The sequence below is a fragment of the Kitasatospora sp. NPDC002522 genome, assembly GCF_053595195.1.
Window position 1 is genome coordinate 83881 of sequence record NZ_JBSFXE010000028.1, and the last position, 22302, is coordinate 106182.

Consider the following 22302-nt stretch of genomic DNA (forward strand, 5'->3'; position numbering starts at 1 on the left):
ACTTATCCACATGGCCTGTGGATAACCGCCTTGGAGGAACCCGCCCGACCCCCGTACCGTGGCCCCGGACCAGACCACGGTGCCCGCGCGACACCGCCCCGCACACGGCCGGAACTGTCGGCTCGGTGGCGTAAGAAAGAGGGTGCGCCACCGGACAGGCCCGCACCAACTCGCACCACTCGCTGATCGGGGAAGACGCGTGACCGGCCCCCAGTACGACGACCACGACGCCCCGCCGCCGGAGGATGACTGGCAGCCGTCCGACGACGCCTTCCCGCTGGACTCGTTCCCGGACGGCCCCGGAGACCGCCTGCCGGTCACCCGCCGCTCGAATGGCCAGGGCGGCCAGGGCGGTGGGCAAGGCGGCGGCCAGGGCGGCTCCGGCGGCTTCCAGCGGCGGGACGGCAAGGGCGGCGACCGCTTCCCGGCCAAGGGTGAGCGGGCGGGCCGAGACGGCGACCGCGACCGCGAGGGCGGCTTCGGCGGCGAGGGCTTCGAGCGGGTCCCCCCGCAGGACCTGGCGGCCGAGCAGTCGGTCCTCGGCGGCATGCTGCTCTCCAAGGACGCCATCGCCGACGTGGTCGAGGTGCTCAAGCCCGCCGACTACTACCGCCCCGCGCACGAGCTGATCCACGGCGCGATCCTCGACCTCTACGCGCGCGGCGAGCCCGCCGACCCGATCACCGTGGCCGGCGAGCTCACCAAGCGCGGCGAACTCGTCCGCGTCGGCGGCGCCTCCTACCTGCACACCCTGGTCAACTCGGTCCCCACCGCGGCCAACGCCGAGTACTACGCCGAGATCGTCCACGAACGCGCGGTCCTGCGCCGCCTGGTCGAGGCCGGCACCCGGATCGCCGGCATGGGCTACGCCGCCGAGGGCGACGTCGACGACATCGTCAACGCCGCCCAGGCCGAGATCTACGCCGTCACCGAGCAGCGCACCAACGAGGACTACGCCCCGCTCGCCGACATCATGGAGGGCGCCCTCGACGAGATCGAGGCGATCGGCTCCCGCTCCGGCCAGATGTCCGGCGTCCCCACCGGCTTCGCCGACTTCGACGCCCTCACCAACGGCCTCCACCCCGGCCAGATGATCGTCATCGCCGCCCGCCCGGCCATGGGTAAGGCCCTCGCCCTCGACACCCCGCTGCCGACGCCGGACGGCTGGACCACCATGGGCGCGGTACGCGCGGGAGACCTGCTGCTCGACGCCCAGGGCCGACCGACCCGGGTGGTGGCCGCCACCGAGGTGATGACCGGGCGGCCCTGCTTCGAGGTGGTGTTCGACGACGGCACCTCGGTGGTCGCCGATGCGGACCACCAGTGGCTCACCGAGACCCGCGCCGCACGCCGCTCGGGCGGCGTCGGCCGGATCCGGACCACCAAGGAGATCGCCGCGACGCTGCGCTGCGCCTCGGCGGACGGCCGCAGCAACCACTCGGTACGCAACACTGCCGCGCTCGAACTGCCCCGGCGCGAGCTCCCCGTTCCGCCGTACACCCTCGGGGCCTGGCTGGGCGACGGTCACACCGACGCGGCCCGGATCACCACGACCGACCCCGAGGTGGTTCAGCGGATCGCGCGGGACGGCTTCGACCTGAAGCCCGTCGGCGACGGCTCCCCGACGTACGCGGTCCGGTACGCGGTGGAGCCGCCGAGCACCTTCGAGCGGTCCTGCGTGGTCTGCGGCGCCGTCTTCACGCCCAAGCTCGCCCACGTGCGCACCTGCGGTCGCTCGTGCGGCGGCCGGGCGCGGCTGGTCTCGGAGCCCGTCCAGCCCACCGTCTGCGTGGACTGCGGCCGTGCGTGCGCCTCGCCGTTCGCCGAGCCGCGCTGTGACGCGTGCACCCGGCGGCACGGCAGCCTACTGACCGTTCTGCGGGATCTCGGGGTGCTCGGGAGCAAGCACATCCCCGCGGCGTACCTGCGCGGCTCGGTCGAGCAGCGCAGGGCGCTGCTGGCCGGGCTGCTGGATTCCGACGGCACGGTGACCAAGACCGGCTCGGTGCAGTTCGCGGTGACCGACCGCCGGTTGGCTGAGGACTTCCGCGAGCTGGTGGTCGGCCTCGGCTACCGCTGCGGGATGGCGACGAGGCCGGTCGCCGGACGCTCTGCCGAGACCTCGACCCTGTACCGGATCACCTTCACGCCCACCACCGAGGTGTTCGAGCTCGATCGCAAGCGTGCGGCGCACGCGGAGCGACGGCGGCCGGCCACTCCGAAGTCGGCGCAGCGCTACATCGTGGACGTCCGTGAGATCGAGAGCGTGCCGGTCCGCTGCGTGGAGGTCGACAACCCGGACCACCTCTACCTGGCGACCCGTTCGATGGTCCCGACCCACAACTCCACGCTGGCGCTGGACTTCGCGCGGGCGTGTTCGATCCACAACAACCTGCCGAGCGTGATCTTCTCGCTCGAGATGGGGCGCAACGAGATCGCGATGCGCTTGCTGTCGGCGGAGGCGCGGGTGGCGCTGCACCACATGCGGTCGGGGAACATGACGGACGACGACTGGACCCGGGTGGCGCGGCGGATGCCGGAGGTGACGGCGGCTCCGCTGTACATCGACGACTCGCCGAACCTGTCGATGATGGAGATCCGGGCGAAGTGCCGGCGGCTGAAGCAGCGCAACGACCTGCGGCTGGTGGTCATCGACTACCTGCAGCTGATGCAGTCGGGCGGCTCGCGGCGGGCGGAGAGCCGCCAGCAGGAGGTGTCGGACATGTCCCGGAACCTGAAGCTGCTGGCGAAGGAGCTGGAGGTCCCGGTGATCGCGCTGTCCCAGCTGAACCGTGGTCCCGAGCAGCGCACCGACAAGAAGCCGATGGTCTCCGACCTGCGTGAGTCGGGCTCGATCGAGCAGGACGCGGACATGGTCATCCTGCTGCACCGTGAGGACGCCTACGAGAAGGAGTCGCCGCGGGCAGGCGAAGCGGACCTCATCGTCGCAAAGCACCGAAACGGTCCCACCGCGACAATTACCGTCGCTTTCCAGGGCCACTATTCACGCTTTGTCGACATGACCCGCGATGTGACCTGACGGACCGTCGGAGATTTTGTCGGCGTTCGGCCAAGCGTCATACGGCGCTCGGAAAAAGGCGATTGTTCGAGCAAGGCGGAATCTGTACGCTAAGCGAGCCTCTCATCGGATCATCACTTTATTCACGAGGTGTCGGTGTCTTATCGCCGTTTTCTCGCGGGAGCCGCTGCCGTTGCTGCCGGTCTCGCGTTCATCCCGAGCCAGGCCGTAGCGGCCGACTCGCACTCAACTCCCTCCTCCGCCAAGGCCGCCGGCGCGCACGCTGCGGTCCAGGCCCCGAAGCCCGAGTTCCAGACCTTCAGCGGGTCGGTCTCGGCGCAGCAGTCCGTCAAGCCGAACGCGCAGCCGCAGGCCGGCGCGCTGTCGGTGGGCAACGCCACGCTGGGTGCCTCGCTGCACGCCGTGCAGGCGACCGCCCGCAGCATCGAGCTGAGCATCTCGGCCACCAGCGACACCTGGCCGATCACCGCCACCATCAACTGGGGTGACGGCAGCCCGACCACTCCGGTGACGATCTACTCGACCGCCGAGGTCAAGCAGACGCACACCTACGCCCACCTGGGCAGCTACGCGATCTCCGTCAGCCTGGCCGACGGCGCCGCCAACACCGTCAACGGCGGCCTCAACGTGGTGACCGCGGGCAACGCGTACACCGCGTACGGCCCGACCCGTCTGCTGGACACCCGTAACGGCACCGGCGCCCCCGCGGCCAAGGTCGGGGCCTACGGCACCTCGCGGATCAAGATCGCGGGCAACGGCGGCATCCCGGCCGGGGTCACCGCGGTCGCGCTGAACGTCACCGTCACCAACCCGGAGACTCCGGGCCACGTGACCGTCTACGGCGAGGGCGACGCCCGTCCGACCACGTCGAACCTCAACTACGCGCCGGGCCAGACGGTTCCGAACCTGGTGATCGCGCCGGTCGGGGCGAACGGCTACGTCGACCTGTACAACGGCGGCTGGGGCAACGTCGACCTGATCGCCGACGTGACCGGGTACTTCACCCAGTCGCAGGCCTCCGGCTACACCCCGGTCAACCCGCAGCGCCTGCTGGACACCCGTGACGGCACCGGCGCCCCGCGCGGCCAGGTCGCCGCGTACGGCACCGTTCCGGTGACCATCCCGACCAACGCGCAGGTGCCGGACAGCAAGTTCACCGCGGTGGCGCTGAACGTGACCGTCACCAACCCGGGCAGCGACGGCCACCTGACGGTGTACCCGAGCGGGCAGTCCCTGCCCACCGCCTCGAACGTCAACTTCACCGTCGGCCAGACCGTGGCCAACTCGGTGATCGTGCCGGTCGGCGCGGACGGCCGCATCCAGATCCAGAACGGCGCCTGGAAGGCGTCGGACGTGATCGTCGACGTGGTCGGCTACTACACGCAGAACAGCCAGAGCGCCTACATCCCGGTCAACCCGGACCGCCTGGTCGACACCCGGGACCCGAGCTGGGGCCACCCGCTGTACGCGTACGACGCCAACTACGGCGGCTTCGACTACGTGCCGCTGGACCTCGGCTCCTGGGACTCGAACATCACCGGCTGGGCGCTGAACGCGACCGTCACCAACACCGCGGGCGACGGTCACCTCTCCGTCGCGCCGGACCCGAACACCAAGGCGGCCTACCAGGGCAACTACGCCACCATGCCGCCGGTGCCGAACGTGTCCTCGCTGAACTGGAAGCGCGGGGACACCGTCCCCAACCTGGTGCAGGCGAACACCGGCACCACCGGCCTGGTCGACTTCTGGAACGTCAGCTTCGGCGAGACCGACCTGATCGTCGACATGTTCGGCTTCTACGACAAGAGCTGATCCGCGATCAGTTCGGGAGCCCCCGCGGACCTCGGTCCGCGGGGGCTCCGTCGCATCCTGTGACCGAGAGACGGGAGTTCGACCGTGGACGAGTCGACGGAACCGGCGCTGCGCCCGCTGCCCGAGCGGGCCGCCGCGCTGCTGGCCGAGGCGGCTGCGCCGCCGCGGCTGGTGGCGCACCTGCGGCTGGTGCACGACGTGGCGGCGCAGCTGGTGGCGTGGGTGCAACGGCGCTGTCCGGAGCTGGAGTTCGAGCCGGCGGCGGTGCTGTTCGGGGCGGCGACGCACGACATCGGGAAGGCGGTGCACCGGGCGGAGCTCTCCGGCCCGGAGTCGGCGCACGAGCCGGCCGGCCGTGACCTGCTGCTGGCCGCCGGGGTACCGCCGGAGCTGGCCCGGTTCGCGGCGGGGCACGCCTCGTGGGACGCCCCGGGTACGCGGGTCGAGGACCTGCTGGTGAGCCTGGCCGACAAGGTGTGGAAGAACAAGCGGGTGCCGGAGCTGGAGGACCTGGTGGTGGCCGTGCTGGTGCAGGCCGGCGGGCGGGAGCGCTGGGAGGAGTTCCTGGCGCTGGACGAGGTGCTGACCGCGATCGGCGACGGTGCGGAGGGCCGACTGGCGTACCAGGCGGCCCGTCCGGTGGTCTGAAGGCGGGTCAGTCCAGGGTGACGGTGGCGCGGAAGACGGTGCCCGGGCCGGTCGCGGTGGTGGCGACGCCGTTGCCCGCAAGGTAGGCGGACTGGCCGGGGGAGAGGGTCAACTCCTGTGTTCCGTCGGCGAGGTGGACGGTGCCGGCGGTGCAGAGCAGGATCTGCGGGGCGTCGCCGGGCAGGTGCACCGGGCGGTCGGCGGTGAGGTCGTACCGGGAGATCCGGAACTCGTCGATCGGGACGGGGTAGTGGCGTTCGCCGTCGGCTGCGGGCTCGGGGCGCAGGACCTCGGGCCGGGTGGCGTGGAAGTCGACCACCTTGAGCAGTTCGGGGACGTCGACGTGCTTGGGGGTGAGTCCGCAGCGCAGCACGTTGTCGGAGTTGGCCATGATCTCGACGCCGGTGCCGCGCAGGTAGGCGTGCGGGACGCCGGCGCCGAGGTAGAGCGCCTCGCCGGGCTGCAGCACGATGTGGTTGAGCAGCAGGGCGGCGAGCAGCCCGGTGTCGCCGGGGTGTTCGGCGGCGGCGAAGGCGTAGCCGGCCAGCGCGCCGGTCGGGTCGGCGGGGGCGGCGACGGTGACGGCGCGGGCGACCTCGGCGACGGTCCGCTCGGCCTGCTCGCCGGTCATCGAGAGGATCTCGGCGAGCGCGCCGGCCAGTGCCTCCGACTCGGGCTTGCTGCGCAGCAGGTCGATCAGCGGGTCGAGCGCGGGCACCGCCAGGGACGCCATCAGGGCGGCCGCGTCGGCGGGCTCGCGGAAGCCGCACAGCCCCTCGAACTCGCTCAGCGCGCAGATCAGCTCGGGCTTGTGGTTGGCGTCCTTGTAGTTGCGCTGCGGCGCGTCCAGCGGCACGCCGCTGGCCTCCTCCGCGGCGAATCCGGCGCGGGCCTGGGCGAGCGTCGGGTGGGCCTGCATGGAGAGCGGGACGGCGGCGGCGAGCACCTTGAACAGGAACGGCAGGGTCGGCCCGAACTTCTCCACCGCGGCGGCGCCGAGCTCGCCGACCGGGTCGGCGGCGATCACCCGGTCCAGCGGCTGCGGCCCGTCGCCCCGGTCGACCAGTGACGGCGATCCGGGGTGGGCGCCCATCCACAGCTCGGCCTGCGGCTCACCGGTCGGCTCCTGCCCGAGCAGCTCGGGGATGGCCGTCACCGAGCCCCAGGCATACGGGCGAACGGTGGTGCGGAGCCGGTCCATCAGGAACTCCCAGGTGTGTGCGCGTCAGGTCTGCCGTGGTCCGAGGGACCACCGACAATAGCCGACGTCGATGGCCGCCCCACCGGGTGCCGAGGGCGTTCGGCGGGCGCCGGAGTGATCACCCTCCTGGGCGCGCCTACCCGGCGTCGCCGGGGTGTTGCGGACAGGCTGGTGGGGATCGGGCCGGTCCGGCCCGCCGCCGCAACCGACCAGGGAGCCGCCGTGACCGCGTCACCGCCCGACGAGACCGCCCAGGGCGGCGGAGCGCATCTCGGCGCGGGCGGCGCGCCGGCCGTCCGCCCGCTGGAGGTGGACGTCTTCACCGGTCCGGAGACCGCGTTCTTCGCCACCTCCAGCCTGATCATGGGCGAGCGCACGGCGATCCTGGTGGACGCCCAGCTGACCCGTTCGGCGGGCCGCGAGCTGGCCGAGTGGATCGCCGGGAAGGGCCGCCAGCTGCTGGCGATCGTGATCACCCATCAGCACCCGGACCACTACTTCGGCGCCGAGGAGGTGCTGCGGCTGTTCCCCGCCGCGCAGCTGCTCGCCGCGCCGTCCGTGGTGCAGGGGATCGGCCAGACCGCCGCCGCGAAGGTCGCGCAGTGGAAGCCGGTGTACGGCGACGACATCCCCGACCAGCCGCTGCTGCCCGCCCCGCTGCTGCCGCAGCCGCTGATGATCGACCGTCAGCTGATCCGGGTGCTGCAGCTCGGCCAGGGCGACGCGGCGGGCTCCACGGTGGCGCACATCCCGAGCATCCGCACCGTGGTGGCCGGGGACTTCGTCTACAACGGCACGCACGTGTGGACCGCCGACACCGACCCCGCCGCCCGCGACCAGTGGTCGCACAACCTGGGCCGGATCGCCGACCTCGGCGTGGACCGGGTGATCGCCGGCCACCGCGCCCCCGGCATGGACGACGCCGCGCACCGGGTGCTCGGCTTCACCGCCGATTACCTGCGCGACTTCGACGAGGCGCTGGCCGACCACCCCGACGACCCGGAGGCCCTCGCCGACGCGGTCAACGAGCGCTACGGCGGCCTGACCCTGCCGGTGATCCTGGAACTCGGCGCCGCCGCCAACGTCCAACGCGTGGAGGTCCCGCACGAGGACAACGGGGTGGTCGACGCGGAGATCGTCGAGGACGAGGAGTAGCCGCCCGCCGGGTTCCGGGCGCGGCGGATACTGGCCGGGTGACGGAGTACGACGCGGTGGTGCTGGCCGGCGGGGCCGGGCGACGGCTGGGCGGGGCGGACAAGCCCGCGCTGGAGGTCGGCGGACGGACGCTACTGGACCGGGTGCTGGACGCCTGCGCCGGGGCGGGTGCGGTCCTGGTCGTCGGCCCGCCGCGGCCGACCGGGCCCGCCGGGGTGCGCCTGCTGCGCGAGGACCCGCCCGGTGGCGGGCCGGTGGCGGCGCTCGCCGCGGCGCTGCCGTACGCCGCCGCGCCCGCGGTGCTGCTGCTCGCCGCCGACCTGCCGTTCCTGGACCGCGCGACCGTCGACCGGCTGGTGGCCGCGCTGGACGGGCCGGTCCCGCCGGACGGGGCGGCGGACGGGGCGCTGCTGGTGGACGCCGACGGGCGGGAGCAGCCGCTGGCCGCGGTGTACCGGACGGCGGCGCTGCGGTCGGCGGTGGCGGCGCTGGGCGACCCGGCGGGTGCGCCGCTGCGGCGGGTGACCTTGGGGCTGCGGCTGGTCCGGGTGCCCGATCCGGCGGGGGCCGCGCAGGACTGCGACACCTGGGAGCAGGTCGCGGCGGCCCGGGAGCGGGCGGCCCGCGAGGGGTGATCCTCACCGGCCGCGGCGGCGCCCGTGAGCGAAACGACTCGGGACGCTCACCCCGGAAGCGGCCCCGCGGTGCGCGGATCGGGCAGCATGGGCGTCATGGAGCGCACGTTGGATGAGTGGATGGCCGCGGCCGGTGCCGAACTCGGCCTCGACCTGGCGGTGGACGTCCGGGCCCTGCTGGACATGACCCGGGTGGTCGCCCACGGTGTGGAGCGCCCGGCCGCGCCGTTGACGGCCTTCCTGGTGGGCTACGCGGCCGCCCTCGACGGCGGTGGCCCGGCAGCCGTCGCCGACGCGACGGCCAAGGCCACGGCGCTCGCCGAGCGGTGGGCGGCGGAGTCGGACGGTGCGGCCGGGACGGACGCGGCCGAGCGATGAGCGGGTCGGTGGCGGTGGCTCGGGTCCGGCGGGGCGGTTGTGCCCGGCTCGGCGCCGGCCCGTGCGGTCGGGCGGTCGGGCGATGATCGACGGGGCGTTGAGCGGCGGGATGGTGGACCCGGACGTACGGCTGGAGCGTGGCGAGGCCACCCTGCGCGGATGCCCGTGGCCGGACGCCCGGGCGGCCGCACGGGCGGCGGCCGGGCCGCTGCCGGTGGAACACGTCGCGCTGGCGGACGCGGCCGGTCGCACCCTGGCCCGTCCGCTGGCCGCCCGTACCGACCTGCCCGCGTTCGACACCTCCGCGATGGACGGCTGGGCGGTGGCCGGACCCGGCCCGTGGCGGCTGACCGGACGGCTGCTGGCCGGCGACTTCGGCCACCCGCTGCCCGACGGCACCGCGGTGGAGATCGCCACCGGCGCCCAGCTCCCGCCGGGCGCCACCGGGGTGCTCCGCCGCGAACACGGCCGGGTCGACGAACACCCCGGTGACGTCCGGCAGTTGCACGGCCGGGTGGACCCGGGGCAAGACATCCGTCCGCGCGGGCAGGAGTGCACGAGCGGCGAGGAACTGCTGCCCGCCGGGACGATGGTCACCCCCGCGGTGCTAGGCCTGGCCGCCGCGGCCGGCCACGACACGCTCGCCGTGCACCGCCGCCCCACCGTCGAACTGCTCGTCCTCGGCGACGAGTTGCTGGACTCCGGGCTCCCCGGGCCCGGGCGGGTGCGGGACGCGCTCGGACCGCTGCTGCCGCCGTGGCTGGCCGCGGCCGGGGCCGAACTGATCGGCCGACGGTACGTGCGGGACGACTTCGGGCTGCTGCGGGACGCCATCCGGCACTCGCCCGCCGACCTGGTCCTCACCACCGGCGGGACCGCCGCCGGGCCGGTCGACTTCCTGCACGACGCACTCGAGGCTACCGGCGGCCACCTGCGCGTCGACGGCGTGGCCGTCCGGCCGGGGCACCCGATGCTGCTGGCGGCGCTGCCCGGCGGCCGCCACCTGGTCGGGCTCCCCGGCAACCCGCTCGCCGCGGTGGCCGGCACCGTCACCCTCGCCCTCCCCCTCCTGCACGCCCGCTCCGGCCGCCCGGCCCCCGCCCCGCACACCGGTCACCTCGCCGCGCCCCTCCCCGGCCACCCCCGCGACACCCGCCTCCACCCCGTCCGCCACACCCCCACCGGCCTAGCCCTCCTCCCCCACGACGGCCCCGCCATGCTCCGAGGCCTAGCCCTCGCCGACGCCCTGGCCGTCATCCCCCCAGCCGGCCTCCCGGCCGGAGCCCAGACGGAGCTCCTGGCGCTGTAGCGGGAGTCGCCTGCGGTGCAAGGGGGATGAAGAGATGGTGCTGTGCCGGCCGCACGACGGTTCCGCCATGCTCCGAGGCCTAGCCCTCGCCGACGCCCTGGCCGTCTCCCCCCAGGGCAGTCCCTCCGGGCTGGAGTCAGGGCGGAGCTGCTGCCGCTCAAGCCTGCGGCGCAAGCGGGGTGAAGAGGTGGTGCTGTGCTGGCCGCACGACGGCCCCGCCGTGCTTCGAGGCCTCGCCCTCGCCGACGCCCTGGCCGTCTCCCCCCAGGGCAGTCCCTCCGGGCTGGAGTCAGGGCGGAGCTGCTGCCGCTCAAGCCTGCGGCGCAAGCGGGGTGAAGAGGTGGTGCTGTGCTGGCCGCACGACGGCCCCGCCATGTTTCGAGGCCTCGCTCTCGCTGACGCCCTGGCCGTCATCCCCCGGGCGGTCTCCCGGCTGGAGCTGCCGTTGCTGTAGCGGGAGTCGCTTGCGGTGAAGAGATGGCTGACGCCGTGCCAGCGGAGCTGCTGCCGCTCAAGCCTGCGGCGCACCGGGGGTGAGGAGGCGGCTTGTGCCGGGGCTGAGGTGCTGGCGCTGGGGGCGGCAGCGTTGCTTCCGGGTGGCTGCGTCAGGTGGCGACTGGGGTGGCTGGTTTGATGACGATGAGGCGGTCGGTGAGGTGGAGGGTCGCGGCTTCGGGTTCGGTGTAGTTGAGGATGCGGCGGCCGCGGACGACTGCGACGACGAGGTCGGCGCAGTCGCGGGGGCTGCGGCCGGCTTCGGCCTTGGTGACGGGGCGTTCGGCGACGTCGAGGCCGTTGCCGTAGGTGAGGAGGTCCTCCATCACGGAGCCGGCGTTCGGGCTGAGCATCGACATGCCGAGCAGGCGGCCCGCCGAGCTGGAGGAGGTGACGACGACGTCGGCGCCGCTCTGGCGGAGCAGCGGGGCGTTCTCGTCCTCGCGGACCGCGGCGACCACGGTCGCACCCTTGTTGAGCTGACGGGCGGTCAGCATGATCAGCGCGGCGGTGTCGTCGCGTTCGGGCGCGACCACCACCTGCGCGGCGCGCGGGAGTTCGGCGCGCAGCAGGGTCGCGGCGCGGGTCGCGTCGCCGAGGACGCCGACGAGTCCGTCGTGGGTGGCCTGGTCGATCGCCCTGGCCTGCGGGTCGACCACCACGATGGAGTCCTTCGGGACGCCCTGGCCCAGCAGGGTGTCGACGGCGCTGCGCCCCTTGGTGCCGTAGCCGATCACGACGGTGTGCTCGCGCACGGTGTGCCTCCAGCGTTCGATCCGCCACTGCAGGCGGGTGCGTTCGGTGAGCACTTCGAGGGTGGTGCCGACCAGGATGATCAGGAAGACCACGCGCAGCGGGGTGATCACGAAGATGTTGACCAGTCGCGCGCCGTCGCTGACCGGGGTGATGTCGCCGTAGCCGGTGGTGGAGAGGGTGACGGTGGCGTAGTAGGCCGCGTCCAGGAAGCTGACCGTGTCGTCCGCGTTGTCGTGGTAGCCGGCGTGGTCGGCGTAGACCAGGAAGGTGGTGAGCACCAGCACCCCGAGCGCGAGGGCCAGCCGCTTGCCGACCTGGCGCAGCGGTGGGCGGGTCGGCCGGGCGGGCAGGGTGATCCGGCGGGCGGGGTCGGCGGTGTCGGCGCCGGGGTCCCGGTACGGCTTGCGCGTGGGCCGGGTCGGCGGGGTGGAGTTCGGCACAGGGAAAAGGATGCGGGGTGGGACGGTCGGCGCGGGGCCCCGGGGCCGGAGTGTCGCCGGCCCGTCGGAGCCGCCGAACTGATCGCACGTCGGCTGACGAACCGCCAGGCGGGGGCGGGCAGCGGCGGGTGGCCGGGGAGTTCGGGGGCGGGACAAGTAGCGTGGCGGGCATGCGAGCCATCACGATTCCCGAGCCCGGCGGACCGGAGCAGCTGGTCTGGGCCGAGGTACCCGAACCCACTCCGGCGGCCGGCGAGGTGCTGGTCGAGGTCGCGGCCACCGCGGTCAACCGGGCCGATCTGCTGCAGCGCATGGGCTTCTACGACCCGCCGCCCGGCAGCTCACCGTATCCGGGCCTGGAGTGCGCCGGGCGGATCGTCGCGCTCGGCCCCGGCGTGGCGGGCTGGGCGGTCGGCGACCAGGTGTGCGCCCTGCTGTCGGGCGGCGGCTATGCGGAGCAAGTCGTCGTGCCGGCCGGTCAACTGCTGCCGGTGCCCGCGGGGTTGACGCCGGTGCAGGCGGCGGCGCTGCCCGAGGTGGCGTGCACGGTGTGGTCCAACGTGTTCCAGGTCGCGCACCTGCGCCCCGGCGAGACGGTGCTGCTGCACGGCGGCGCGAGCGGCATCGGCACCATGGCGATCCAGCTGGCCAAGGCGGTCGGCGCGCGCGTCGTGGTGACCGCGGGCAGCCCGGAGAAGCTGGCCCGCTGCGCCGAGCTCGGCGCCGACGTGCTGATCGACTACCGCCGGCAGGACTTCGTCGCCGAGGTGGCGGCGCTCGGCGGGGCGGACGTGATCCTGGACATCATGGGCGCCAAGTACCTGCAGCGGAACGTCGACGCCCTCGCCGTGAACGGCCGGCTGGTGGTGATCGGCCTGCAGGGCGGCGTCACGGCCGAGCTCAACCTCTCCACCCTGCTGGCCAAGCGCGCGGCACTGGTGGCCACCAACCTGCGCGGCCGTCCGCTCGGGGAGAAGGCCGCGATCGTGGCCGCCGTCCGGGAGCACGTGTGGCCGCTGGTCGAGGCGGGTGTGGTGGCACCGGTGATCGACCGCGTGCTGCCGATCACGGAGGCCCCCGCCGCCCACCGGGTGGTCGAGGCGGGCGAGCAGGTCGGCAAGGTGGTCCTGGAGCTCTGACCTCGGCCGCAGGACCGACATGCCCGAATTGTCCGAATGTGTGAGGCTGGCCACAAGCTGTTCCGCCTCCGCCCGCACTCAGGTGCGGGCGGCCGTCGGAAGGACCGCCGTCCATGCCTGCTCGTCGCCGCTCCGCGTCCTCGGTTCCGCACCGTTCCGCCGCTGCCCGTTCGGCGCCGATCCGGCGGTGGGCGGTGCTGACCGGGGCGGGGCTGGCGTTGCCGCTGCTGCTCGCCGCTCCCGCCGCGGCGACCGGGCCGGGCGGCGGTGCGGTGGCAGGCGTGGTGGACGGGATCCGGGAGCAGACCGTCGCGCAGGTGGAGGCGGCCCGCGTGCAGGCCGAGGCACAGCTGGACGCGGCGCGCGAGCAGGCGGGCCGGCTGCCGGCCGGCGGGCCCGCGGCGGCGTCGCCCGGCAGCGCGATACCCGGCCTGCCGGACGAGACGGCGAGCACGTCCGCGAGCCCCGTCGCGGCGTCGCCGAGCGCCACCGAGACCCGGACCGCGACGATGCCCGCCACCGCACCGGCGTCGCCGTCGCCGGAACCGTCACCGAGCGGTTCGCCCTCCGCCGAGCCGTCCGGGACGCCGTCGCCGTCGCCGTCCTCCTCGGCGTCCGCGTCGCCCTCGGCCTCGTCGGCGGCGGGCACGGGTGCCTCGCCGCAGCCGACTCCGTCGGGGACGGCGGGGCCGCAGCACCAGAGCCACCAGCACGCGGTGGTCCCGGCCCTCCCGGCGGAGCCGATGCTGCCGGAGGTGCCGGAGGTGCCGGAGGTGCCCCCGCCGTCGGTGCAGGAGGTGGAGCCGGAGCAGCAGCAGAGCGGCGGCGGGGAGCTGGCCGTGCCCGAGCTGGACGTCCCGGGGGCGGTGGGCGGGCAGTCGGACGGGGATGCGGCGCAGCCCGAGCCGGGCGCGGGTGCGGAAACGCCGGGGGCGTCGCCCGAGGCGGTGGCGGCGGGCCCGGTCGACCCGGCCTTCCCGCTGCACTGGACCGACCCGTCGGCGTTGCAACTGCCGCTGGGCACGGGCCTGGCGCTGATCGGGTTCGGGCTGGGGCTGGTGGGCCTGCGGATGCGCCGCCGCTAGCGGGCTCCGCGGCGGGGCCGGGACGATCGATGGCCCGGGTTCGTTGACCATCGTGGTGGACGAAGCATATGAAGGAGCTATGACCAACCCGATGAACGAGCGGTCGCGGCAGGAGCCATACCAAGTGTCGAGCGGGAAATCCGATGACAGTCCGAAGGTGCTGATCGTCGGGCCCGACGGGATGGCGGTGGGCACCGCGCCGGCCGGGGCACTGGGGCGGAGCGACGACGGCGGGGAGCCGCGGGAACTGCCGGTGACCGAGATGGTCGAGCAGCCGGCCAAGGTGATGCGGATCGGCAGCATGATCAAGCAGCTGCTGGAAGAGGTCCGCGCGGCGCCCCTCGACGAGGCCAGCCGGGCGCGGCTGAAGGACATCCACGCCAGCTCGATCAAGGAGCTGGAGCTGGGTCTGGCGCCTGAGCTGGTCGAGGAGTTGGAGCGGCTGTCGCTGCCCTTCGCCGAGGAGACCATCCCCACCGAGGCCGAACTGCGGATCGCCCAGGCCCAGTTGGTGGGCTGGCTGGAGGGCCTGTTCCACGGCATCCAGACCGCGCTGTTCGCCCAGCAGATGGCCGCCCGGGCCCAGTTGGAGCAGATGCGCCGGGCGCTGCCGCCGGGCATGCACGGCGCGGAGGGCGAGCTGGACGAACCGGCTCCCGGCCGCGGCATCCGCTCCGGCCCCTACCTGTGACCGGTACCCGGTGACTGTCGCCCCGCCAGTCACGGCAGTGCACAACTGAAAATTCCTCATCATCCACCACTCGGCAGGGGTCGCGCGGCAGCGCGGCCCCGAGCCGCTACCCTGACCCCTGTCCGGAAGTACCGCGCGCCGAGGGGGAGCTGGGACCATGACTGAGGGCACCACCGGGGGCCGCTCGCTCGGCAACGGCCGCTACGTGCTGCAGCGGCTGCTCGGGCAGGGCGGCATGGCGTCGGTCCACCTGGCGTACGACTCGGTGCTGGACCGTCAGGTCGCGGTGAAGACGCTCAACACCGAACTGGGCCGGGAGGCCTCGTTCAAGGAGCGGTTCCGGCGTGAGGCGCAGGCCGTGGCGCGGCTGCAGCACACCAACATCGTCTCGGTCTTCGACTCCGGCGAGGACATCGCGCCGGACGGGACGCCCACCCCGTTCATCGTCATGGAGTACGTCGAGGGCAGCTCCCTGAAGGACGTGCTGGACGAGCACGTGCGCACCCGGGGCGCGATGCCGGCCGGGCAGGCGCTGAAGATCACCGCGGCGGTGCTGTCGGCGCTGGAGGCCTCGCACGACCAGGGGCTGGTGCACCGGGACATCAAGCCGGCGAACGTCATGGTGAACTCCAAGGGCGTCGTCAAGGTGATGGACTTCGGCATCGCCCGCGCGCTGCAGTCCGGAGTCACGTCGATGACGCAGACCGGCATGGTGGTCGGCACCCCGCAGTACCTGTCGCCGGAGCAGGCGCTCGGCAAGAGCGTGGACGCCCGCTCCGACCTGTACTCGGTGGGCTGCATGCTGTTCGAACTGCTCAGCGGGCAGCTGCCGTTCGACGGGGACTCGGCGTTCTCGATCGCGTACAAGCACGTGCAGGAGACCCCGCCGGCGCCGTCGACGCTGAACCCGGCGGTCACTCCCGCGGTGGACGCGCTGGTGGCGCGGGCGCTGCGGAAGGACGCGGCGCACCGGTTCCCGACCGCGGAGGCGATGCGCGAGGAGGTCGAGCGGGTCGCGGCGGGGGAGCAGCAGGGCAACACGCCGTTGCAGGCGTCCACCCCGCTGGTGATCGGAGAGGGCCCGCGCTCGGTGCACGCCGCGCCCTCGCTGACCAACTTCCCGCAGGTGACCGGCGATCTGCGCACCCCGGCGCCGCAGGTGCAGCAGCCGTACCAGCCGTTCCCGCAGGCGCCGCAGACCCCGCAGCCGCAGCCGTTCGCGAAGGCACCGCAGACGCCGCAGCCGTTCCCGCAGGCACCGCAGACTCCCCAGCCGTTCCCGCAGGCGCCGCAGACCCCTCAGCCGTTCCCGCAGCCGGGGTACCCGCAGACGCCGCAGCCGTTCCCGCAGCAGACCGGGCCGATCGGTCCGCCGGTCACGGTGCCGTACGCGCCGCCGAGCAACAACAGCGGCTGCTCGACCGCGCTGATCGTGGTGGGCGTGATCGTGGGTGTGATCGTGCTGGCGATCGTCATCGTGATGATCGCCGCGGCCGGGTCGAACTCGGGCTCGTCGACCTACGGCGCGCCGACCCTGCGCACGGTGCTGGACCTGGGCTCCGCGGCGGGCGGAGCGGGCGCGCTCTGAGGCCGATCCGCGCCGCCGTGTGACACGACGGACGGCGCGAGACGGTAGCGTGCTGAGGAAGGAACCGACAGGGCCACCGCGCGCCGAGCGAGTGCCCGGGGCGAGGAGCGATGGGTCAGAGCGAACGACCGGACGACGGCGAGGCGGAGCAGCGGGACGTCCCGGGTGCGGACGCCGCAGACCGGACCGCGGCTGAGGACCAGGGCCCCGCGGCGGCCGCGACGCCGCCTGCCGGGACGGGAACTCCCGGACGCGGCACCGCCGTTCCGCTCGCCACGGTCGGCGAGGGCCGGTACCGGCTGACCCGGCGGCTGGGCCGCGGCGGGATGGCGGAGGTGTTCGCCGCCCAGGACATCCGGCTGGGCCGCACCGTGGCGGTCAAGCTGCTGCGCTCGGAACTCGCCGAGGACGACACCGCCCGGCTGCGCTTCACCCGTGAGGCGCACTCGGTCGCCGCGCTCAACCATCACTCGATCGTCGCGGTCTACGACACCGGCGAGGAGCAGCACGACGGGGAGTCCACCCCGTACATCGTGATGGAGCTGGTCGAGGGCCGCACCGTGCGCGAGCTGCTGGTGGACGAGGCGGCGCCGCCGGTCGACCAGGCGCTGATCATCACCGCCGGGGTGCTGGAGGCGCTGGCCTACAGCCACCGGCACGGCATCGTGCACCGGGACATCAAACCGGCCAACGTCATCATCACCACCGGCGGCGCGGTGAAGGTGATGGACTTCGGCATCGCCCGGGCGCTGACCGGCGCCGCCTCCACCATGACGCAGACCGGCATGGTGATGGGCACGCCGCAGTACCTGTCGCCGGAGCAGGCGCTCGGCAAGGCCGTGGACCACCGCTCGGACCTGTACGCGGCCGGCTGCATGCTGTACGAACTGCTCACCCTGCGGCCGCCGTTCACCGGCGAGACGCCGCTGGCCGTGGTGTACCAGCACGTCCAGGACGCCCCGGTGCCGCCGTCCCGGGCCAACGACCGGGTGCCGCCGCAGCTGGACGCGCTGGTGCTGCGGGCGCTGGAGAAGAACCCGGACGACCGGTTCCAGAGCGCCGACGAGTTCCGGGCGCACGTGCAGCACGCGCTGCGGCAGATGCACGGCGCGGCCGGCGCGGGGTTCCCGTCGGGTGCGGCCGGGCTGGCCGCAGCCGCGGCCGCGGGCGGCTGGGACACCACCCCGCCGAGCGGCTCCGACTCGCTGACCGAGCCGATGGGCGCGGTCGGCGCGCCCGGGACCGGACCGACCGAGCTGCTGCCCTACCAGGTGACCTCGCCGTACCAGACGCCCGCGCAGCCCTACCCGGCGGCGAGCGGTGGTGGTGGCGGCGAGGACGACGAGGGCCGGCGCAAGGGTCGCAACCCGTGGGGCTGGGTGCTGGCGCTGGTCGCGCTGGTACTGGCGGCCACCATCGGGGTGGCGCTGGCGCTGACGGCCAATCGGGACAAGAACGAGACGCCGCTCCAGCCGACCCAGAGCAGCAGCGCCCCGGTCTCCCCGACCCCGACGGAGCGGCCGAGCACCACGCTCCCGACCCGCAGTCAGACCGCCAGCCGGCAAACGGAGTCGCCCTCCGCCTCGCCGTCGCCGAGCCCCTCGCACTCCGCGTCGCCGTCCGCCTCGCCCTCGCCGAGCCCCTCGCACTCGGCCTCGCCGTCCGCGTCCGGGAGCCCGAGCGCCGGCGGGACGCCGACCACCGGCACCAGCCCGGCCGCCCCGCCGAGCAGCACGAAGGCGAGCCCCACGTCGGCGGCCCAGCCGGAGTGACCCGCCGCCGACCGGACGTCACGTCAATCCGGTCGGCGGAGGCCTCGGTTGAGGCCGGAGGTCAGTTGGTGAAGGCGTCGAGGACCTGCTCGTACTCGGCGCACCACCAGGTCAACTGCCCGGCGGAGCCCGGGAACAGCGGGTCGGCGCGGTGGTCGCGGCGCTGGTAGCGCCACTGCAGCATCCACAGGTCGTTCAGCCGTTCCCACCACACCCGGTGGGTGGCGGCGGCGAGTTGCTCGGCGGTGGCGGCTCCGCTGGCGCGGTAGGCGCGGGCGTAGTGCCGGACCCGGCCGAGGTCGAGGACGCCGGTGGCGCGGTCGTTGAACAGCAGCGTGGCGGCGCGGACCGCCTCCTCGGCGACCGGGTGCGGCGCGAGCTTGTCCCAGTCCAGCACCGCGGTGACGGTGTCGCCGCGGTAGAGGATGTTCAGGCCGTGGAAGTCGCCGTGGGTCCAGCCGGTCGGCGGGGCGTCGGCGGGGCCGGGTCGGCGGTGCCGGTGCGCGGCGAGCAGGTCGAGCCGCTCGGTGAGCCGCTGCTCGGCGAGCCGGTCGAACGGGCCGTACGGCCGGTGCGCGCGGGCCAGGGCGAGCAGCTCGCCGACGATCCGCTCGGTCTCCTCCGGTTCGGCGCCGAGCACCCCGTCGGGCTGCTGCAGCGGGGCGCAGACCCGGGCCAGCGCGAGGTGCAACCCGCCCAGCAGGGAGCCGAGTTCGGTGCAGCGCAGGGGGTCGAGCTCGGTGCCGTGCCGGTGCCCGCCGGCCACCCACGGGTAGAGCGCGAACAGCCGCCCGCCGTGCGCCGTCACGGTGCGGCCGTCCTCGGCGGCCAGCGGCGGGGTGACCGGCAGACCGAGCCCGGCCAGCGCGGTGGTGGCGCGGTGCTGGGCGGTGATCGCGGGCCGGCCGGCGGTGGCCCGGTCGACGTAGCACTTGAGGAAGTAGTCGCCGTCGGCGGTGGACACCCGGTACCCCCGGTTCAGCAGGCCCTCGGCGACCGGGGCCACCGCGCTGGGCGGTCCGGTGCGGTAGGCGCGCAGCACTCCGGCCACGGCGGCGTGCGCGACCGGGGGGCTGAGGGTGCCGACGGGGGGAGCGGTGGCGTCCGGGCGGGCCGGCGCGAGGGAGATGGTCTGACCGTCCGTCACGCAGCAGAGCGTATTACTCGGCGTGATGGTGACTTGACACAGCGTATGCGATCTGGTCTCAGTGCTGCTGATCGGCCTGCAGGCGGGCCACGTAGGCGGCGGCCTGGGTGCGGCGCTCCATGCCCATCTTGGCCAGCAGGCTGCTGACGTAGTTTTTTACGGTTTTCTCGGCCAGGTGCAGCTCGTTGCCGATCTGCCGGTTGGTCATCCCCTCGCCGATCAGATCGAGGATCCGGCGCTCCTGCTTCGTCAACTGCGCGAGCTTCTCGTCCTCCTTCTCGCCGCCCTCGCGCAGCCGGGCCAGCACCCGGCTGGTGGCGATCGGGTCGAGCAGCGACTTGCCCGCCGCCACGTCGCGCACCGCGGAGAGCAGGTCGGTGCCGCGGATCGCTTTCAGGACATATCCGGAGGCCCCCGCCATGATCGAGTCGAACAGCGCCTCGTCGTCGGAGAACGAGGTGAGCATCAGGCACTTCACCGAGGGGTCCTGGGAGCGGATCTCGCGGCACACCTCGACGCCGTTCCCGTCCGGCAGCCGGACGTCCAGCACCGCCACGTCCGGGTGGACCGCGGGGATCCGGTTCAGCGCCTCGGCGGCCGTCCCGGCCTCGCCGACCACCTCGATGTCGTCCTCGACGGACAGCAGATCGTGCACCCCGCGCCGCACCACTTCGTGATCATCGAGGAGAAAAACCCGGATATGTCCGTTATCAGTCATTTGCAAAGCCTCGCACAAATCGATGCCTGTTACCCCCTTACGCAGCGGCCGCTGCCCGGATACCGTGCGCTGGTGTCCTGATGGCATCGAGTAAGCCGCGTCACACCGGCGGTTTCTCGACCGAGAACAAGTAGGACGTCCTAGCGCAAAGGCGCTGAAGGGCCCCGCTGGGTAACGTTCTCGTGAGGGACGCCGTCGGAATGGGAACACCACCTACCCGCACTCGGAGCGCACACCCACGCGCCCGGGCGAGGAGGTGACCGGACCGGCCACCGGCGACCCCGGGCGGCCGGACAGACCGAGGAGTGAACGTGACCGTCAAAAGCACGGCGAGGGCGCGCAAGAAGGCCGCCCCCGGCGTCCCTGACCACCCCCGGACCGGGCAGGCCGCCGAGCCGGAGCTCGTCCAGCTGCTCACGCCGGAAGGCGACCGGGTCGAGAACCCGGAATTCCCCCTGACCATCACGCCGGAGGAGCTGCGTTCGCTCTACCGCGACCTGGTGCTGGTGCGGCGTTTCGACGCCGAGGCCACCTCGCTCCAGCGGCAGGGTGAACTGGGCCTGTGGGCTTCGTTGTTGGGTCAGGAGGCGGCGCAGGTCGGTTCCGGCCGGGCGCTGCGGCCGGGCGACTACGCCTTCCCGACCTACCGTGAGCACGGCGTGGCGTGGTGTCGCGACGTGGACCCGCTGAACCTGCTCGGCATGTTCCGCGGCGTGAACCACGGCGGCTGGGACCCGAACGAGAAGAACTTCCACCTCTACACGATCGTGATCGGCGCGCAGACCCTGCACGCGACCGGCTACGCGATGGGCATCACCAAGGACGGCTCGGACGACGCGGTGATCGCCTACTTCGGCGACGGCGCGTCCAGCCAGGGCGACGTGAACGAGGCGTTCACCTTCGCCTCGGTGTACAACTCCCCGGTCGTGTTCTTCTGCCAGAACAACCAGTGGGCGATCTCCGAGCCCACCACGGTGCAGACCCGGATCCCGCTGTACCGCCGGGCGTCCGGCTTCGGCTTCCCGGGTGTCCGGGTCGACGGCAACGACGTGCTGGCCTGCCTGGCGGTCACCCGCTGGGCGCTGGACCACGCCCGCACCGGCCAGGGCCCGGTCCTGGTCGAGGCGTTCACCTACCGGATGGGTGCCCACACCACCTCCGACGACCCGACCCGCTACCGGGAGTCCGAGGAGACCGAGGCCTGGAAGGCCAAGGACCCGATCCTCCGCCTGAAGGCGTACCTCGACAAGGAGGGCCTCGCCGACGAGGCGTTCTTCGCCGAGGTCGAGGCCGAGAGCGAGAAGCTCGGCCTGCGCGTGCGGGAGGGCGTCCGCTCGATGCCGGATCCGGACCCGACGTTGATCTTCGACCACGTGTACAGCGAGCCGCACCCCCTGGTGGACGAGGAACGCGCCGAGTACGAGGCGTACGCCGCCTCCTTCGAGGGTGGGGAGTACCACTGATGGCCGGGCAGTTGAGCATTGCGAAGGCGTTGAACGACGCGCTGCGCAAGTCGTTGGAGAGCGACCCGAAGACCGTCCTGATGGGCGAGGACATCGGCAAGCTGGGCGGCGTCTTCCGGATCACCGACGGTCTGCAGAAGGACTTCGGCGACGACCGGGTCATCGACACGCCGTTGGCGGAGTCGGGGATCGTGGGGACCGCGATCGGTCTGGCGCTGCGCGGTTACCGGCCGGTGGTGGAGATCCAGTTCGACGGGTTCGTGTATCCGGCGTTCGACCAGATCGTCTCGCAGCTGGCGAAGATGCACGCGCGGGCGCTGGGGCACGTGAAGATGCCGATCACGGTGCGGATCCCGTTCGGTGGCGGTATCGGGGCGGTGGAGCACCACAGTGAGTCGCACGAGGCGTACTTCGCGCACACGGCGGGTCTGCGGGTGGTGAGCCCGTCGAACGCGCACGACGCGCACTGGATGCTGCGGCAGGCGATCGAGTCGGACGATCCGGTGGTGTTCCTGGAGCCGAAGCGGCGGTACTGGGACAAGGGCGAGGTCGGTGAGGACGCGATGCTGCCGCTGCACGCGGCGCGGGTCGTGCGTCCGGGTGCGGATGCGACGCTGATCGCGTACGGGCCGATGGTGAAGGTGTGCCAGGAGGCGGCGCAGGCGGCGCTGGAGGACGGCCGCCGGCTGGAGGTGGTCGACCTGCGGTCGCTGTCGCCGATCGACTTCGCGACGGTGGAGGAGTCGGTGAAGCGGACCGGGCGCGCGATCGTGGTGCACGAGGCGCCGGTGTTCCTGGGTCTGGGTGCGGAGTTGGCGGCGCGGTTGACG

At 73.3% G+C, this 22302-nt stretch carries 16 protein-coding genes and 1 pseudogene; 13 read left to right on the top strand and 4 right to left on the bottom strand.

Annotated elements, in window-relative coordinates:
• Positions 1-199 precede the first annotated feature (199 nt).
• The 3 genes from dnaB (at position 200) to ACWD4U_RS23225 (ending at position 5500) form a co-directional block, all read left to right on the top strand.
• Entirely contained in the window at positions 200-3040 is a 2841-nt protein-coding gene (gene dnaB / locus ACWD4U_RS23215) for a replicative DNA helicase (RefSeq protein WP_363455696.1), read from the top strand.
• Positions 3041-3169: 129 nt separating this feature from the next.
• Positions 3170-4852 carry a hypothetical protein gene (locus ACWD4U_RS23220; protein WP_363455693.1) on the top strand — a complete coding sequence of 561 codons (1683 nt, stop codon included), beginning with the start codon at positions 3170-3172 and terminating at the stop codon, positions 4850-4852.
• A gap of 84 nt (positions 4853-4936) precedes the next feature.
• On the top strand, positions 4937-5500 hold the full coding sequence (locus ACWD4U_RS23225) for an HD domain-containing protein (protein ID WP_363455690.1): 564 nt from the start codon (positions 4937-4939) through the stop codon (positions 5498-5500).
• Between the two features lie 7 nt (positions 5501-5507).
• Here the strand turns inward: ACWD4U_RS23225 and manA are convergent, their stop codons facing one another.
• The gene (manA, locus tag ACWD4U_RS23230; protein ID WP_363455687.1) at positions 5508-6701 is read right to left on the bottom strand and encodes a mannose-6-phosphate isomerase, class I; all 1194 of its coding nucleotides are present in this window, start codon (positions 6699-6701) and stop codon (positions 5508-5510) included.
• Positions 6702-6923: 222 nt separating this feature from the next.
• Here manA and ACWD4U_RS23235 point away from each other — a divergent pair, with 222 nt between their 5' ends.
• From ACWD4U_RS23235 to ACWD4U_RS23245, 3 genes and pseudogenes are all read left to right on the top strand, one after another.
• Positions 6924-7856, top strand: a complete 933-nt coding sequence (locus ACWD4U_RS23235; protein ID WP_363455684.1) for an MBL fold metallo-hydrolase — start codon at positions 6924-6926, stop codon at positions 7854-7856.
• A 38-nt stretch (positions 7857-7894) separates the two neighbouring features.
• Positions 7895-8869 (top strand): annotated as a pseudogene (locus ACWD4U_RS23240) (NTP transferase domain-containing protein).
• A gap of 109 nt (positions 8870-8978) precedes the next feature.
• Positions 8979-10178 (top strand): molybdopterin molybdotransferase MoeA, encoded by a 1200-nt coding sequence (locus ACWD4U_RS23245; RefSeq protein WP_363455866.1) that lies wholly within the window; start codon positions 8979-8981, stop codon positions 10176-10178.
• Between the two features lie 605 nt (positions 10179-10783).
• Here ACWD4U_RS23245 and ACWD4U_RS23250 read toward each other — a convergent pair.
• Entirely contained in the window at positions 10784-11869 is a 1086-nt protein-coding gene (locus ACWD4U_RS23250) for a potassium channel family protein (RefSeq protein ID WP_363455678.1), read from the bottom strand.
• A 170-nt stretch (positions 11870-12039) separates the two neighbouring features.
• Between ACWD4U_RS23250 and ACWD4U_RS23255 the strand changes: the two genes are divergently transcribed.
• The 5 genes from ACWD4U_RS23255 to ACWD4U_RS23275 all read left to right on the top strand — a co-directional run bounded on the left by ACWD4U_RS23255 (position 12040) and on the right by ACWD4U_RS23275 (position 18144).
• Positions 12040-13008 (top strand): NAD(P)H-quinone oxidoreductase, encoded by a 969-nt coding sequence (locus ACWD4U_RS23255; RefSeq protein ID WP_363455675.1) that lies wholly within the window; start codon positions 12040-12042, stop codon positions 13006-13008.
• Between the two features lie 113 nt (positions 13009-13121).
• On the top strand, positions 13122-14093 hold the full coding sequence (locus tag ACWD4U_RS23260) for a hypothetical protein (protein WP_363455673.1): 972 nt from the start codon (positions 13122-13124) through the stop codon (positions 14091-14093).
• A gap of 79 nt (positions 14094-14172) precedes the next feature.
• Complete coding sequence (locus ACWD4U_RS23265) at positions 14173-14784, top strand: bacterial proteasome activator family protein (protein ID WP_449787282.1); 612 nt, start codon at positions 14173-14175, stop codon at positions 14782-14784.
• A 157-nt stretch (positions 14785-14941) separates the two neighbouring features.
• Positions 14942-16372 (top strand): protein kinase domain-containing protein, encoded by a 1431-nt coding sequence (locus ACWD4U_RS23270; RefSeq protein WP_363455670.1) that lies wholly within the window; start codon positions 14942-14944, stop codon positions 16370-16372.
• A gap of 110 nt (positions 16373-16482) precedes the next feature.
• Entirely contained in the window at positions 16483-18144 is a 1662-nt protein-coding gene (locus ACWD4U_RS23275; protein WP_363455667.1) for a protein kinase domain-containing protein, read from the top strand.
• Positions 18145-18205: 61 nt separating this feature from the next.
• Here ACWD4U_RS23275 and ACWD4U_RS23280 read toward each other — a convergent pair whose 3' ends face one another.
• Together ACWD4U_RS23280 and ACWD4U_RS23285 are read right to left on the bottom strand one after the other, a co-directional pair.
• On the bottom strand, positions 18206-19291 hold the full coding sequence (locus tag ACWD4U_RS23280) for a phosphotransferase enzyme family protein (RefSeq protein WP_363455664.1): 1086 nt from the start codon (positions 19289-19291) through the stop codon (positions 18206-18208).
• 58 nt (positions 19292-19349) lie between these two features.
• The gene (locus tag ACWD4U_RS23285; RefSeq protein ID WP_363455661.1) at positions 19350-20009 is read right to left on the bottom strand and encodes a response regulator transcription factor; all 660 of its coding nucleotides are present in this window, start codon (positions 20007-20009) and stop codon (positions 19350-19352) included.
• A gap of 311 nt (positions 20010-20320) precedes the next feature.
• Between ACWD4U_RS23285 and pdhA the strand changes: the two genes are divergently transcribed.
• The gene (gene pdhA, locus ACWD4U_RS23290) at positions 20321-21472 is read left to right on the top strand and encodes a pyruvate dehydrogenase (acetyl-transferring) E1 component subunit alpha (protein WP_449787283.1); all 1152 of its coding nucleotides are present in this window, start codon (positions 20321-20323) and stop codon (positions 21470-21472) included.
• On the top strand, positions 21472-22302 hold an 831-nt coding region (locus ACWD4U_RS23295), incomplete at its 3' end, for an alpha-ketoacid dehydrogenase subunit beta (protein WP_449787284.1). The genes pdhA and ACWD4U_RS23295, both read left to right, overlap by 1 nt.

Excerpts from the sequence above, each read along its gene's own strand:
- ACWD4U_RS23260 (WP_363455673.1), top strand. The coding sequence starts at position 13,122 with ATGCCTGCTCGTCGCCGCTCCGCGTCCTCGGTTCCGCACCGTTCCGCC.
- manA (WP_363455687.1), bottom strand. The coding sequence starts at position 6,701 with ATGGACCGGCTCCGCACCACCGTTCGCCCGTATGCCTGGGGCTCGGTG.
- ACWD4U_RS23270 (WP_363455670.1), top strand. The coding sequence starts at position 14,942 with ATGACTGAGGGCACCACCGGGGGCCGCTCGCTCGGCAACGGCCGCTAC.
- ACWD4U_RS23285 (WP_363455661.1), bottom strand. The coding sequence starts at position 20,009 with ATGACTGATAACGGACATATCCGGGTTTTTCTCCTCGATGATCACGAA.
- ACWD4U_RS23245 (WP_363455866.1), top strand. The coding sequence starts at position 8,979 with ATGGTGGACCCGGACGTACGGCTGGAGCGTGGCGAGGCCACCCTGCGC.
- ACWD4U_RS23275 (WP_363455667.1), top strand. The coding sequence starts at position 16,483 with ATGGGTCAGAGCGAACGACCGGACGACGGCGAGGCGGAGCAGCGGGAC.
- ACWD4U_RS23265 (WP_449787282.1), top strand. The coding sequence starts at position 14,173 with ATGACCAACCCGATGAACGAGCGGTCGCGGCAGGAGCCATACCAAGTG.
- ACWD4U_RS23255 (WP_363455675.1), top strand. The coding sequence starts at position 12,040 with ATGCGAGCCATCACGATTCCCGAGCCCGGCGGACCGGAGCAGCTGGTC.